The sequence below is a fragment of the Pantoea sp. KPR_PJ genome, from assembly GCF_041386365.1.
Classification (GTDB): Bacteria; Pseudomonadota; Gammaproteobacteria; order Enterobacterales; family Enterobacteriaceae; genus Pantoea.
The window spans coordinates 145348-159558 of record NZ_JABMIK010000003.1; the positions used below are offsets into that span (position 1 = coordinate 145348).

Here is a 14211-nt window from a genome sequence, read left to right on the forward strand (position 1 = left end):
TGTTTTTTACGTCATCTGTAAAGGCTTGCTGTGACGCAAACGGCACTATTTTTTTCTGAGCAGGACAACCATTCGTCTGGCACACACTTTTTTGTCACTTTTGTGCCAGGGAACAGTTAAGCATGGTATGCAAGGATTAATACCGCGTGGAGTAAGAGTATTCTCTCTTGTCGCCCGATTTTCTCGCTCATACACTCAGGCCGTTTTAGGTGAATCTGAGGTGATTATGGTACGAATCGTCAAACTGGCCGCTGTTACTGCACTGATTGCTGCGCTGAGCGGCTGTATGTTTCCTCCGCCGGGTGGTGGCTGGGGTGGTCCTGGTGGAGGAGGGCACGGCCACGGTTTCAATGGCCCACGCTAATATCTATAAAGCGTCACTATTACTCAGGCTGAAACGATTTACGTTTCGCTTAATTAACGGCAAAACGTTTCGCTTTTCTTAAATATGCTTCTTGTCCGCTGTTTTAATAAAAAGTGAAATAAAACAGTGGGCTTAAATCTGTTGAAAAAGGCTGTTTTTTTATTTTGGCCGATGATAACTTCTGCTTTTGTTTACCCATGGGACAAGGGCATGAAAAACCTTATCGCAGAATTGCTGGTGAAACTGGCGGCTAAAGAAGAAGAGTCAAAAGAGCTGGTTGCTCAGGTCGAGGCGCTGGAAATTATTGTTACCGCGATGCTGCGTAAGCTTGAGCCAGAACAACAGCAGGCGATTGCGGCAGGCATTGATGATGCCATGCATAATGCAAATACTGACACCCACAGCGAAGATGCCCTTTTGCTGCGCAATTATCTGGATAAATTACTCAATCATCCACGCGTCTGAACAGACCGCCGTTGTAGTGCGATCGGGGCTGCAGATTTCTACAAATCTTTACCGCTTCATTTACCTCGTGCCAAAATTAACGCGTGACTTATTAAGGGAGTTTCCGCCATGAAAGTGTGTTTAACCGTAGCAATGGTTTCCGCCATTCTGGTCAGTAGTGTCGGCGTGGCACAAGCCGCCGAGAAAACCGCCCAGCAGCAAAAAATGACCCAGTGTAACCAGCATGCCACGTCGCAAAACCTGAAAGGCGACGCGCGCAAATCCTTTATGAGCGAGTGCCTGAAAAAAGAGAGTAAAATGTCGGGCATGACACCACAGCAGATGAAAATGAAAAGTTGCAATACCGAAGCGGGCGATAAAAAGCTGAGCGGAGATGCACGGAAAACCTTTATGAGCACCTGCCTGAAAAAAGCCTGATCCTTTATCTGGCACGGTCGCACAGCGGCCGTGTTCTCTTCTTGCACTTTCCCTGGTTAACCTGCGTTTAAACATATAAATATGGCCGCACGCGTTGCCAAAAAAGAAGCGAAAACCTGTCTAATGATTATCGTCTCTCTCTCCGCTACGCTTCGCGCAGCGGCGATTTCTCTAATGCAACACAGGAACCCGTTGTATGGTTGCGATAATTATTATCGGTATCTTTATTATCAGCGTTTGCTATGCTCACTCCCGCGGCGTAGAAAAACAGAAGTTTTCGCGCCAGCTTTTCGATCATTCGACCTTCATGGCACCGATCAACATGTTTATGACCGGGCTCTCAACGTTGCCGCGTAAACAACCCTATTTTCCCACGGAAGATTTTCCTGAGCTGCGTCAGCTGACGGATAACTGGCAGGTCATTCGGGAAGAGGCGCTGCGCCTGCAGGATCATATCAAAGCGGCACAAACCAATAACGACGCCGGTTTTAACACCTTCTTTAAGCGCGGATGGAAGCGCTTTTACCTGAAATGGTATAGCGATGCACATCCCTCCGCGCGCGAACTGTGCCCGATAACAACCGAGCTGGTCAGCCGCATTCCTTCTGTTAAGGCGGCGATGTTCGCGGAGCTGCCAGCCGGTAGTCACCTGGGCAAACATCGCGATCCCTATGCCGGATCGGTTCGCTATCATCTTGGACTGCATACGCCTAATGACGATCGCTGCTTTATTGAAGTTGATCGCCAGCGCCATAGCTGGCGCGACGGCGAGGCGGTGATCTTTGATGAAACTTACGTGCACTGGGCGCAGAATCAGAGCGAGCAGACGCGTATTATTCTGTTTTGTGACATTGAACGCCCGATGAAGTGGCGCTGGGCGCAGTCGGTCAATCACTGGGTCGGCAGCGCTCTGATGTCAGCCGCCGCTTCACCTAATGATGAGAATGACCGCACCGGCTTTATCAACCGCATTTTCAAATATGTTTATGCGCTGCGCGATGCCGGGCAGAGACTGAAAAAACGCAACCGTAAACTCTATTACTGGGTCAAGCATGGCTTAATCGCCGCGATCTTTGCGCTGATTATTATTCCCAGCCTTTTTCTTTGATATTCATACTTGTTAAGAATTTAAACAGGCGGCTAAACAACAGGTTAGCCGCTTTTTTTATTTTCGGACCCAGCCTTTCGTTTTCCTTTGCCACACTTACTTTTTACAGGGGTAAACGCGCCGGCCTGATGCCGTGCGTATCCATAACAACGAAGGAGCCACGTCATGAATTATCAGCCCGTTACGGCATTAAACGATCTGCCTGAGCGCCAGCCTGTGAAAGTCAACGTCGCCGACACCGATATCGTGCTGATCCGCGATGGCGAGAAGGTGCGCGCCTTTCAGGCCACCTGTCCTCATGCGGGCGCACCGCTGGAGCAGGGCGCTGTCTGCGATGACAAGCTGGTCTGCCCGTGGCACAAGGCGGTGTTTTCGCTGGAAGAGGGGCACATGTGTGAACCGCTGGCCCTGGCTGATCTGAAACAGTATCCGCTGCGCGTTGAAAACGGCATTGTACAGGTGAATCCCAAAGCGATGTCCTCTGCGACGCCCATCGGCAGCGGCGCTGATGCGCCAGTCTATGCGGTGCTCGGCGGCGGCGCGGCGGGCAGCGCGGCTGTCTGGACGCTGCGTCGTGACGGGTTTAAAGGAAAGATTGTGCTGGTAGAGCGCGAATCGGATGCGCCTTACGACCGCACGGCGCTGACCAAATTTGTCCCCTCCGGCAAGATGGATATCAGTGAAGTACCGCGCATCCTGAAAGAGGATATATTGCAGCACGTTGATCGCGTACAGGGTGAGGTGACGCGGCTGGATACGCGCGAGCAGCGTCTCCATTTTGCTGACGGTGCGTCGCTGTTTTACGACAAACTGCTTATCGCTTCTGGAGGGGCTCCGCAGCGGCCTGAGCTGCCCGGCAGCGACCTGGCAGGCGTGCATCTGCTGCGCTCGCGGCATCAGGCTGATGAACTGTTGAAAGAGGTGGATAAAAGCCAGCAGCTGGTCATTATTGGCAACAGCTTCATTGGCATGGAAATGGCCTCAGCGCTGCGTGACCGCGACGTCGAGGTCACGGTGGTCGCACGTCATCCGCTGCCGTTCGCACAGCAGTTTGGTGAACAGATTGGCCACTACTTTCGTGATTTGCATCGGGGCAACGGCGTTCAGTTTGTTGATGGCGATCCGGCCGCGCTGGAAGGCGAGCATCATGTTACCGCGCTGCGGATGCAGGATGGCCAGCGCATTAAGGCCGATGTGGTGCTACTGGCTACCGGCATTAAGCCGGCTACCGGGTTTATTCACGATCTGCCGCTGCGTGAGGATGGCAGCCTGCTCGCTGACAGCCAGCTGCGGGTCACTGAGAACGTCTGGGTGGCGGGCGATATTGCCAGCTATCTGACGCCGCAGGGACCACTGCGTGTTGAACACTATCGCGTCGCCCATCAGCAGGGGCGCATCGCCGCTTTCAACATGCTGGACAAGCGCATGGTGTATGACCGCGTGCCGTTTTTCTGGACCACGCATTTCGGTACGCGCTACGAGTATCTTGGCCATGCGGAAAAGTGGGATGAATACCGGCTTATTGGCTCGCTGGAGGAAAAAAACTTTATTGCGCTTTATGGGCAGCAGGGCAAGCTGGCTGCCATCTTCTCCTGCGGTAAATATACCCTGACGGCGTCGCTGACAGAGGAGATGCAGCAGCCGATGACGATGGAACAGGCGCTGGCGCGGGTGGAGAGCTCGCAGGCGTAGCTGAGGGCGGAGCCAAAAGCGGCTCCGCCTGCGCACTACTTTTTGCTCAGCGCTTCAGACTTCGCCATGCACTGCTGCATCGCTTCCATTACTGCCGCCCGGAAGCCCTTCTCTTCCAGCACCTTCACTGCCTCAATGGTGGTGCCGCCGGGCGAGCAGACCATATCTTTCAGCTCGCCGGGATGTTTGCCGGTTTCCAGCACCATTTGCGCCGAGCCTTTCACCGCCTGTGCCGCAAACTGGTAGGCCTGGGCGCGCGGCATACCGCCAAGCACTGCGGCGTCAGCCATCGCTTCAATAAACATAAATACATAGGCGGGGGCTGAGCCGCTGACGCCGACCACCGAGTGGATAAGGTATTCGCTGACTACCGCTGCCTTGCCGAAGCTTTCAAATATGGCGACCACATCGTCCACCTCTGGCTGCTCAACCAGCACGTTGGGCGTTACTGAGGTCATGCCTTCATTGACCAGTGACGGGGTGTTTGGCATAACGCGCACGATCTTCCGGTCGTGGCCCAGCACCGTTGCCAGGGAATCAAGCGTCACGCCAGCGGCAATCGAGACCACCAGCGCCTCTTTTTTCAGCTGGCCCGCCAGATCTTTCAGCACTTTCAGGATAACGTTTGGTTTGACCGCGCCGAACAGGATATCCACCTCGCGCGCCAGCGCCTCTGCGCTTTCAGCGGCGTGAATGCCGTGCTCGCGCGCCAGCGCCTGGTTGGTTTCGGCTTTACGATCAAAAACCCAGATGTTGGACGGTGCCACCTGGCCACTTTTAACCATTCCGCCAATAATGGCTTTGGCCATATTGCCGCCGCCAATAAATCCAATTTTCTTCTCCAGCATCGCCGTTTCCTTAAGCATGTTCGAAAATCTTAACGCGTTAGCTTACTTCAGCCAGGATTAATAACAAGTCAGTAAAGGAGAGGCTGGATGGCAGATAACGAAAATCAGAGCCGGCACTACCCGGTTAAAGAGAACATGCCGTGGCAGCGGCTGGAGTGGCACATTCAGCGCGTCGGTTTTGTACTGCTACTGCTGTTAGTGCTGGCGGGTGCAGTGGGCCTTTTCTCCAAAGGATGGCTGAGCAATCAGCGTGCAGCCAGCGCGGATAGCCGCCTGGAGGTGGACTATGAGCGCTTTGGGCGGCGGGAAAGCAACATGGATATGACGCTGCGCCTGAAACAGCTGCGCGGTAACCGCTACGAAATCCGGCTGCGCGGCCCGCAGCTGGACGCGATACAGTTGCAGACGCTCCAGCCGCAGCCGGATGAAGCCTGGAGTACCAGCGACAGCCTGGTGCTGCGCTGGCATCGCCGCGCGGATCAGCAGGAGGCGACGGTCTGGATCGGCACGCAGCCGCAGGATTTTGGTCGTTACGATATTATCGTCACGCTGGATGATACTTCGCGCGTGCAGTTCAGCCAGTTTGTTTACCCCTAGGAGCTCACTATGGAAACCGTTTTGCGCGCAGTCAGTATGTATCTGCTGTTGATGGTGGTGTTTAAAATCGCCGGGCGTCGTACGCTGATGGAGATGACCTCTTTCGACCTGATTTTGCTCCTGATCATCAGCGAAGCAACGCAGCAGGCGCTGCTGGGTGATGATTTCTCTGTTACCGGTGCCGGCTTAACCATCATCACGCTCGTCGTGATCGATATGCTGTTTGGCACGCTGAAAACGCACTTTCCTCGTGTGGAGCGGCTGATTGATGGCTCATCGCTGATTCTGGTGGAGGAAGGCAAACTGCTGCGCCAGCGGGCGAGGCGGGCTGGCATCGACGAAGAGGACATTCTGCAAAGCGCACGCAGTACGCAGGGGCTGGAGCGGCTGGACCAAATAAAGTTTGCCATTCTGGAGAAGACCGGCAAGATCTCTATTATTCCCAAAGAGTAAGGAAAGAAAATGGTTATCTGGGTTGATGCCGACGCCTGCCCCAACGTTATTAAAGAGGTGCTCTACCGTGCAGCGGATCGCACGAAAACGCAGGTGACCTTTGTCGCCAATCAGTCACTGCGCGTACCGCCGTCGCCCTGGTTAAAAACACTGCGCGTACCGGCCGGGTTTGACGTGGCGGATAATGAGATTGTGAAGCGTGTCGAAGCGGGAGACCTGGTGATCACCGCCGATATTCCGCTGGCGGCCGAGGTGCTGGAGAAAGGGGGGGAGGCGTTAAACCCGCGTGGTGAGCGCTATTCACCCGCCACCATTCGCGAAAAACTTACCCTGCGCGACTTTATGGATACCCTGCGCGCCAGTGGCGTGCAAACGGGCGGCCCAGCGGCCATGAGTCCGCGTGACCGCCAGCAGTTTGCTAACGCGCTGGATAGCTGGCTGACGCGTCGACAGCGCTGAAATCAGACAAAGCTGTCGTCATCGTTATTAAAGTCGTCGAAGCCGTCATTGCCCAGATCGTTGAAGTCGTTATTGTCCGCGTAGTTGTTATCCCAGCCGTTGTTCTGGTCAAGAAAACCACTGCCGCCGCTGTTAAAGGTATCGAGATTATCATCGACCTGCGGCAACGGTGGCTCGTTAATGATATTCACAATCTCTTCCGGCTGCGAATGGTGGAACAGGCTGGTCAGCATGTCCGCCATCACCACACCTCCCGCTACGCCAACGGCGGTTTGCAGTGCACCGCCCAGAAAGCCGGTACCGCGCGCCGGGGCAGCCGGCGCATTGCTGTACTGCGGCTGCTGCTGCGGCGGCGCACTGTTCCATACTGGCTGCTGCTGCTGCTGAACGGATTGCTGACGCGAACCTCCACCGAACAGGCTCGACAGAAACCCGCCGCTGCTCTGCTGGGGCTGCTGGGGCTGCTGCTGCTGCGCCAGGCGGCTTTCCAGCTCGGTGATGCGATCGTTAAGTTTCTTCATTGCGGCTTCCTGAATCAGGATCGCCTGCGCCATATAGTAAGGCGCGCCGGGCTGCTGTTGCAGGTGCTCTTTAATCAGCTGCTCCGCCGCTGCATCACGCGGTCCGGTCTGGCTTTCGGCCTGTTTCAGACGGCTGAACAGACCTTCAATCAATTGGTGTTCCTGGCTATACATGATGGCTCTCCTGTTACGACTTCATAAGTATATGGGGGCGGCGGACAACAAAGTAAAATCTGCCAGGTAAGCAAATGTTGCTGCCGGTTAACAATACGCGATCTGCACGAAACGCGCAGGGTTAAGCGTTTAAAAAACAAAGAATTGCCTGGGAAAGCGGGAAAAGCATGCGCATTTCTTGCTTCGCGGGTAGAGGCGCTGGCGGTTTCCGGCTATCATGCCTCGCATTATCCAGCGCTACACCGCGTTTTAAGCCCTGCAACGGCGGAGGAACTGCCCTGATGTCTCGACCTATTTATCTGATCGGCGCACGCGGCTGCGGCAAAACTACCGTAGGCGAAGCCTTAGCGCGCGCGCTGGGCTATACCTTTTGCGATACCGATCATCATCTGCAACGCAGCACGCAGCGCAGCGTGGCCCAGATTGTGGCAGAAGAGGGATGGGACGGCTTCCGCGCCCGCGAAACGGAATCATTGCGGGCAGTGACGGCACCTGCCACGGTCATTGCAACGGGCGGAGGGATGGTGCTGGCTGAGCCGAACCGACGTTTTATGCGTGAGCATGGGCAGGTCATCTGGCTCAGCGCGCCGTCGCATATTCTGGCGCAGCGGCTGGAAAGTCAGCCGGAAGCGGCGCAGCGGCCCACATTAACCGGCCGCCCGATTGCGGAGGAGATGGACGATATTCTGCGCGAACGTGCGCATCTCTATCGCGACGCCGCACATCATGAAATTAACGCCATGCAGACGCCAGACTGCGTGGTAGACCAGATTATGCAGTCGCTTTCGCTGGCGCGCGCCAGCTAACCGTCGCGCTTTTTCTCAGATTCTTCCCGCTTTACGTCCTGGGGCGCTAAGCCTGGCTATACTTGTTCTCAGACGGGAATCGTCTCGTCAAGTGGAATACCGCTAGCCAGGAGGGATTACTATGCCAACCAGACCACCCTATCCACGCGAAGCCCGCGTTGTCGCCGTTGAAAAAGGACCGCAGGGTAGCACCGTTACCTCATGGGAATTACGTGCTGACCACCCCTCGCCCAATACCTTAATTAGCGAGCACGAAACGGAATCGGAAGCGCAGGATGCCAAAGTCCGTTATGAAGATGTGGAAAAAGAGTAAGGCAATCTCTCTGGCAAGGACGCCAGCAACGTCTGGCTTATTTTTCCGTTAATTCTGTTTGCTGTTATACCCTGTTTCTGCGCCGCAGGAGACATATCCATTCTGCTATTACCTCTTGCGGCAATATAAAATTATCCCTCTGTACGGTTCTTCCTGTTATTTGACTACGCCCTTTTTTGCCTCTCACAAATTGCTGCTTGACCACAGATTCCCTGCGCTTTAGTTTTAATGCATCGAAGCAGGAACTCAGTTCCATATAATGAAACTTCCATTATGACCACACTCGAAAATGCCGCAGCGGTATTAAAGCTGTTTCAGCAAAAAGGCGTCATGCAGGGGCACCCGGGACTGACCTTTACCGACGTTGTGGAGGCACTGCGCCTGCCGAAAAGTACCGTATCGCGCCTGCTGGCGACGATGGAAGGTCAGGGAATGCTGGAGCGCGATACAGACAGCCGCTGTTTTCATATTGGTCGCGTACTGCTGTCGGTAGCCGGACACTATCTCTCTACTCCGCTGGTGGATAACGCCTCGCCCGCGATGGCACGGCTGGCCGATAAAACCGGCTGTATAGGCTATATCTCGCAGCTCGACGGCTGTGATTTGATTGTGCTGCGCATGTTTCACGGCCGCCACTTTACGCAGCTGGTTACGCCGCCGGGCAGCCGGATGCCTGCCGCCGCCACCTCAACCGGGCGGGTGCTACTGGCGCAGCTGAGTAACGAAGAGGTGCGCCAGCGCTTCGCAAGCCGCTGGCAGACATTGCCGCCAAATTCGCCGCAAACGCTTGACGCTCTCTGTGCGCAGTTGGAGGAGATTCGGCAGCAGGGCTGGTCGCTGGCACAAAATGAAACGCTGCCGGGTATCAGTTCTATTTCCGTGGCACTCCATAATAAATATCACGGTGACACGGCGGCGCTTTGCCTCTCCTTTTTATCACAGGAGGGGGCGCAAAATTATCCTGCCGCACTGCTGGATGAATTACGGAATACGGCCCGTGACGTGGCCGAAAAATATGGCGCAATGCCACTCTGATTTTTTTATCGGCGTAATACTTTCGCCACACCGGGAAAACACCAGGCCTTCGGGCCTGTTTATTCACACTCACGGACGAAATAAAAAAACGACGTAAGCGAGCCTTATTCAGGCTCGTGAAGCGTCATTTCATTTCTACCGGTATTCCTGACGGGGACAGTATGGAGAAGGTTAATCCACTGAAGCAGGCTGGCGTGGCGATTGTATTAATTGCCTTGTCGATTGCAGGCGCAATTATTGGCGTGCAGCTTATTACCACTATCGGCGTTACGCCGAACACCTCTATTATCGGCGCACTGTTTGCCATGCTACTGGCACGTATTCCGCTCCAGGCCTTTCGCCGCTATCGATCTGTTGAAATTCAGAACCTTGCTCAGACCGCGATCTCTTCTGCGACCTTTGGAGCAGCAAACAGCTTACTGATGCCGATCGCCGTGCCCTGGGCGCTGGGAGAGCCGCAGCTGGTGCTGCCAATGTTCTGTGGCGTCAGCGCTGCCATGCTGCTGGATGCGTATCTGCTCTATCGCCTGTTCGACACCCGGGTATTTCCCGCCAGCAATGCCTGGCCGCCTGGCGTGGCCGCGGCTGAGGCGATCAAGGCGGGCGATAAAGGGGGACGCCAGGCCTGGCTGCTGGTGGCTGGGATCGCAGGCGGTATCGCCGGTTCGATGCTGGCGATCCCCATGTCCGCTTTTGGCACCGCTTTTATCGGCAATATCTGGGCGCTGACCATGCTTGGCATCGGCTTTCTGGTGCGCGCCTATGCCCAGCCGGTGGCAGATATCGACATCAATGCGCTCTATCTGCCGCATGGTGTCATGGTAGGGGCGGGACTGGTTGCGCTGATTCAGGTTGTCATGGTGATCCGCAGCCGTCGCACCAGCGACCAACTGGTCACCCGTGGCGGCAGCGAAGTGAAGCGGGCGCTTAGCCTCGGCGGTGTCGGCTACCTGGCTATCTCGGCGCTGCTGGCACTGGTGGGCGGATTGTGGAGCGAGATGAGCCTGCCAATGCTGCTGCTGTTTGTGCTCTATGCCGCTTTTGCTGCTTTTGTGCATGAGCTGATTGTGGGCATCGCCGCCATGCACTCCGGCTGGTTCCCGGCCTTTGCCGTTGCGCTGATTACCCTGATTGTCGGCATCCTGCTCGGCTTTCCGCCGCTGGCGCTCTGCCTGCTGTGCGGTTTCACGGCCGCCACCGGGCCGGCCTTTGCTGACATGGGCTACGATTTGAAAGCGGGCTTTATCCTGCGCGGCAATGGCGCAGATTTGCAGCAGGAGCTGTGGGGACGACGCATCCAGTTAATTGCCGCTCTGATTGCGTTTGTGGTGGCGATTCCGGTGGTGTGGTACGCCCATAATCTCTTCTTTGCTGACAACCTGCTGCCGCCGGTAGCGCGCGTCTATGCCAAAACGATTCAGGCAGGTGCCGAGCCAGGCATTGCAGGCAGCCTGCTGATATGGGCGATTCCGGGTGCCATTATTCAGCTGATCGGCGGGCCTAAACGTCAGCTCGGCGTGCTGCTGGCCACCGGCCTGTTGATCAATAACGCCATGGCGGGCTGGGCGGTCATGGTGGGTATTGCGCTACGCATCGTGATTATCCGCATCTGGGGTGAGCGCGGCCGTTCGCCAATGGAGGTGATGGCGGCAGGCTTTATTGCGGGCGATGCGCTTTACAGTTTCTTCCATTCGCTGTTTGCCAGCGGCAAAAAATAATTAAGGGTTCCCATGAGTCTGCAACAGACGTTACAGGTATTTGAATTGTTTGACAGCGCCTTTATCGACGGGCAGCAGGTGGTCGATCTGTTTGCTGATTTTCCCGGCGTCACGGCCAGCAGTAAGCGCGTCAGCGGCCCGAAGGGACGTACCGATTTTGTCCGTATTGATATTCCAGGCGCACAAGGCAAAGCCAGCGGCGGCAGTGCGCCGACGCTCGGCATAATTGGTCGTCTCGGCGGCATCGGCGCGCGCCCGACGCGCATCGGCATGGTCTCTGACGCTGATGGTGCCGTGGCGGCGGTAAGCAGCGCATTGAAGCTGGCCATCATGCAGGTCAAGGGCGACAGGCTGGCGGGTGACGTTATCGTGACTACGCACATTTGCCCTGACGCACCGACGCGCCCGCATGAGCCGGTCGATTTTATGGATTCGCCGATTGATGACGTCACCATGAACGACAATGAGGTGGTGCAGGAGGTGGACGCTATCCTGTCAATCGATACCACCAAAGGGAACCGCATTATTAACCACAAGGGATTTGCGCTGTCGCCCACGGTTAAAGAGGGCTACATCCTGCGCGTGTCGGAGGATTTGCTGCGCATCATGGAGATGACCACCGGCCGCCCGGCGGTGACCTTCCCGATTACCACACAGGACATTACCCCTTACGGCAACGGCATTTACCACCTCAACAGTATTTTGCAGCCCTCAACGGCGACGGATGTGCCGGTCGTTGGCGTGGCAATCACGGCTGAATCGGTGGTACCGGGCTGTGGCACGGGGGCAAGCCACGAAGTGGATATTGCGGCGGCGGCAAAGTTTGCGGTAGAAGTAGCAAAAGAGTTTGGCCGTGAGACCTGCCATTTCTACGATGCAGATGAATACGATCGTCTGCTGGCACTCTATGGCAGCCTGAGCCATCTGCGTAAACGTGAGGAATAATGACTAAATCCCTGGTTACCCTGACCATAGGTCAGTCGCCGCGTAGCGATATTATGCCGCTGCTGCTCGCCTGTTTGCCGGTTGATGAGACCGATCACGTGGGTCTGCTGGACGGGCTGAGCGAGGCGGAGATTGCCGCGCAGTTTGCGCCCGGTGAGGGCGACAGCGTGCTGGTATCGCGCTTGCAAAATGGCACTCAGGTGCGGCTGGCTACAGCCAGGGTCGAGCAGGGATTACAGGCAAAAATCAGCGCGCTGGAAGCGGAGGGTTACAGCACGATTCTGCTGCTGTGCACCGGCGAATTTAACGCACTGACCAGCCAGAGCGCGCTATTGCTGGAGCCGAATCGTATTATTCCGCCGCTGGTCTCTGCGATTGTGCACGACCATCAGGTTGGCATTGTGGTACCGGTGGCGGAGCAGATCCGCGAGCAGGCGAACAAGTGGCGTAATCTCCAGCGTCGGCCCTGTTTCGCTGTTGCCAGCCCCTATGTTGCCGATAACGAAGCGCTTACCGACGCGGCGCTCTCGTTACAGGAGCAGGGAGCAGACGTCGTGGTTCTCGACTGTATCGGCTACAACCAGACGCATCGCGAATTTTTGCAGAAGCTGCTGGGCATCCCGGTGTTGCTCTCTAACGTGCTGGTGGCAAAACTGGCCGCCGAACTGATTGTCTGAGACGGGCAGGATCACAAACCCGGAGGTGGCTCTGCAATTCACGTGACAGATCAGCGAGTTCCACTCTACACTGCCAGACACCTTTAATGTGCTGCGAGGAAGTAACATGCTCAATATCAGTGAGTATTTTGACGGAAAAGTGAAATCAATTGGTTTCGACAGTGCGAGCACCGGCCGTGCCAGCGTTGGCGTAATGGCGGAAGGTGAATACACCTTTGGCACTGCGCAGCCCGAAGAGATGACCGTAGTGAGCGGATCGCTGAAGGTGCTGCTGCCGGGTGAAACCGAGTGGCAATGGTTTGAGGCGGGATCGGTGTTTAACGTGCCGGGCCACAGCGAGTTTCATCTCCAGGTGGGCGAGCCGAGCGCCTATCTCTGCCGCTATCTGAAAGAGTAATAAAAACGGGCCGGTTAGCGGCCCGTTTTTATTATGGTTGAGGGTCACGATGACGCCCGGCCACGCGTCGTTTTGCCTGAACATCTGGATGCGCGGTGGCCTGCCCGGCCGTGGCGCGCGGCTACGCGTGGACGCGCGCAGCAGAGGGGGATCCTTCCACCGCACCGCGCTGGTTTCAGGCCGTCTCAGCGTTTAGCTTCGCCACCCAGCGCGTCTGTCAGGCTGCTGATGAGTGCAGCAAGCTCGCTGGTCATCAGAATAAAGTCGGCGTCAAAGCGCTGAGCAAAATCCTCGCGGTCGATGTCGTCGTTCTGCTCGCGCAGCGTGTCGCTGAACTTCAGACGCTTCACCGAGCCATCATCCGCCAGCACGAACTGAATGCGTTCCTGCCAGTCGAGCGCCAGTTTTGTCACCAGCTTGCCTGCTTCAATATGGTTGGCGATCTCGTCGCACACCAGATCCTGCTTTTTACAACGGATGACGCCGCCGTCTTCCAGGATCGCTTTCAGTTCGGCCTCATCCATCAGGGCAAAGCCGGCAGGCAGGTCGCCAGAGCGTACCCATTCGGTCAGCGTCAGTTCGATCGGACTTTCCAGCGTCAGCGGCACCACCGGCAGCGAGCCAAGGCTTTTACGCAGCAGCGCCAGCGTATCTTCAGCCTTCTTCGCGCTGGCACAGTCGACCATAATCAGGTGATTAACGGTGTCGACCCAGATAAAGGTCTGGCTGAGTCGGCTGAAGGCGCGGGGCAGCAGGCTGTGCAGTACTTCATCTTTCAGTGCGTCTTTTTCGGTCTTTTTCAGCTTGCGGCTCTGTTCCGCTTCCAGCTTGCTAATCTTCGCTTCCAGCGCCTGTTTAACCACCGGTGACGGCAGGATCTTCTCTTCTTTACGGGCGCAAATCACGATCTGGCCGTTGTTTATGTGGGTCAGCGCCTCGCTACGGTTGCCCATCGGCGATACCCAGCCGGTTTTGCTCATATCCTGACTGCCGCACGGCGAAAAGGTGTAAGCCGCTAACTGTTTTTCCATCTCGTCTGCGGAGAGCGGGATCTCACGATTCAGACGATAAACCATCATATTTTTAAACCACAACATCACAATTCCTTACCGGGGCGCGCGATCGGGCGCACAAGTCGAGAGGTCAGCGCGCATGATAGCGAAACATCAGAAGGGTTTCATTGCCTTTCCCCGACGTCGCTCCTACTGTATCTCTCACCCCG

At 56.1% G+C, this 14211-nt stretch carries 17 protein-coding genes; 14 read left to right on the top strand and 3 right to left on the bottom strand.

Features of this window, described 5'->3' with window-relative positions:
* Positions 1-574 precede the first annotated feature (574 nt).
* From iraP to HP564_RS09140, 4 genes are all read left to right on the top strand, one after another.
* Positions 575-829, top strand: coding sequence for an anti-adapter protein IraP (iraP, locus tag HP564_RS09125; RefSeq protein ID WP_371242262.1), 255 nt, complete (start codon positions 575-577; stop codon positions 827-829).
* Between the two features lie 108 nt (positions 830-937).
* The gene (locus tag HP564_RS09130; RefSeq protein ID WP_371242264.1) at positions 938-1246 is read left to right on the top strand and encodes a PsiF family protein; all 309 of its coding nucleotides are present in this window, start codon (positions 938-940) and stop codon (positions 1244-1246) included.
* 196 nt (positions 1247-1442) lie between these two features.
* Positions 1443-2354: a lipid A hydroxylase LpxO gene (lpxO, locus tag HP564_RS09135; RefSeq protein WP_371242266.1), complete on the top strand. Its 912-nt coding sequence runs from the start codon at positions 1443-1445 to the stop codon at positions 2352-2354.
* A 165-nt stretch (positions 2355-2519) separates the two neighbouring features.
* Positions 2520-4046, top strand: coding sequence for an FAD-dependent oxidoreductase (locus tag HP564_RS09140; protein ID WP_371242268.1), 1527 nt, complete (start codon positions 2520-2522; stop codon positions 4044-4046).
* Between the two features lie 35 nt (positions 4047-4081).
* Here HP564_RS09140 and proC read toward each other — a convergent pair whose 3' ends face one another.
* Positions 4082-4894 (bottom strand): pyrroline-5-carboxylate reductase, encoded by an 813-nt coding sequence (proC, locus tag HP564_RS09145; RefSeq protein ID WP_371242738.1) that lies wholly within the window; start codon positions 4892-4894, stop codon positions 4082-4084.
* 87 nt (positions 4895-4981) lie between these two features.
* Between proC and HP564_RS09150 the strand changes: the two genes are divergently transcribed.
* Genes HP564_RS09150 through HP564_RS09160 form a run of 3 tightly spaced genes read left to right on the top strand, consistent with a single transcriptional unit; the run spans position 4982 to position 6403 of the window.
* Positions 4982-5491 (top strand): hypothetical protein, encoded by a 510-nt coding sequence (locus HP564_RS09150; protein WP_371242270.1) that lies wholly within the window; start codon positions 4982-4984, stop codon positions 5489-5491.
* A gap of 9 nt (positions 5492-5500) precedes the next feature.
* Positions 5501-5944 (top strand): DUF421 domain-containing protein, encoded by a 444-nt coding sequence (locus HP564_RS09155; protein ID WP_371242272.1) that lies wholly within the window; start codon positions 5501-5503, stop codon positions 5942-5944.
* A gap of 9 nt (positions 5945-5953) precedes the next feature.
* Positions 5954-6403 (top strand): YaiI/YqxD family protein, encoded by a 450-nt coding sequence (locus HP564_RS09160; RefSeq protein ID WP_371242274.1) that lies wholly within the window; start codon positions 5954-5956, stop codon positions 6401-6403.
* Between the two features lie 2 nt (positions 6404-6405).
* Here the strand turns inward: HP564_RS09160 and HP564_RS09165 are convergent, their stop codons facing one another.
* Entirely contained in the window at positions 6406-7098 is a 693-nt protein-coding gene (locus HP564_RS09165) for a DUF2076 domain-containing protein (RefSeq protein WP_371242276.1), read from the bottom strand.
* Positions 7099-7379: 281 nt separating this feature from the next.
* Here HP564_RS09165 and aroL point away from each other — a divergent pair, with 281 nt between their 5' ends.
* From aroL to ppnP, 7 genes are all read left to right on the top strand, one after another.
* Positions 7380-7904 carry a shikimate kinase AroL gene (gene aroL / locus HP564_RS09170; RefSeq protein ID WP_371242278.1) on the top strand — a complete coding sequence of 175 codons (525 nt, stop codon included), beginning with the start codon at positions 7380-7382 and terminating at the stop codon, positions 7902-7904.
* Positions 7905-8025: 121 nt separating this feature from the next.
* Entirely contained in the window at positions 8026-8217 is a 192-nt protein-coding gene (locus tag HP564_RS09175; protein WP_371242280.1) for a YaiA family protein, read from the top strand.
* A 273-nt stretch (positions 8218-8490) separates the two neighbouring features.
* Complete coding sequence (locus HP564_RS09180; protein ID WP_371242282.1) at positions 8491-9252, top strand: IclR family transcriptional regulator; 762 nt, start codon at positions 8491-8493, stop codon at positions 9250-9252.
* A gap of 161 nt (positions 9253-9413) precedes the next feature.
* Positions 9414-10970 carry an OPT/YSL family transporter gene (locus HP564_RS09185; protein WP_371242284.1) on the top strand — a complete coding sequence of 519 codons (1557 nt, stop codon included), beginning with the start codon at positions 9414-9416 and terminating at the stop codon, positions 10968-10970.
* A 12-nt stretch (positions 10971-10982) separates the two neighbouring features.
* Positions 10983-11915, top strand: a complete 933-nt coding sequence (locus HP564_RS09190; protein ID WP_371242286.1) for a DUF1177 domain-containing protein — start codon at positions 10983-10985, stop codon at positions 11913-11915.
* The gene (locus tag HP564_RS09195; RefSeq protein ID WP_371242288.1) at positions 11915-12592 is read left to right on the top strand and encodes an AroM family protein; all 678 of its coding nucleotides are present in this window, start codon (positions 11915-11917) and stop codon (positions 12590-12592) included. Before HP564_RS09190 ends, HP564_RS09195 begins: the two co-directional genes overlap by 1 nt.
* 106 nt (positions 12593-12698) lie before the next feature.
* Positions 12699-12989 (top strand): pyrimidine/purine nucleoside phosphorylase, encoded by a 291-nt coding sequence (gene ppnP / locus HP564_RS09200; protein WP_371242290.1) that lies wholly within the window; start codon positions 12699-12701, stop codon positions 12987-12989.
* A 185-nt stretch (positions 12990-13174) separates the two neighbouring features.
* Here ppnP and rdgC read toward each other — a convergent pair whose 3' ends face one another.
* Positions 13175-14086, bottom strand: coding sequence for a recombination-associated protein RdgC (gene rdgC, locus HP564_RS09205; protein ID WP_371242292.1), 912 nt, complete (start codon positions 14084-14086; stop codon positions 13175-13177).
* Between the last annotated feature and the right edge of the window lie 125 nt (positions 14087-14211).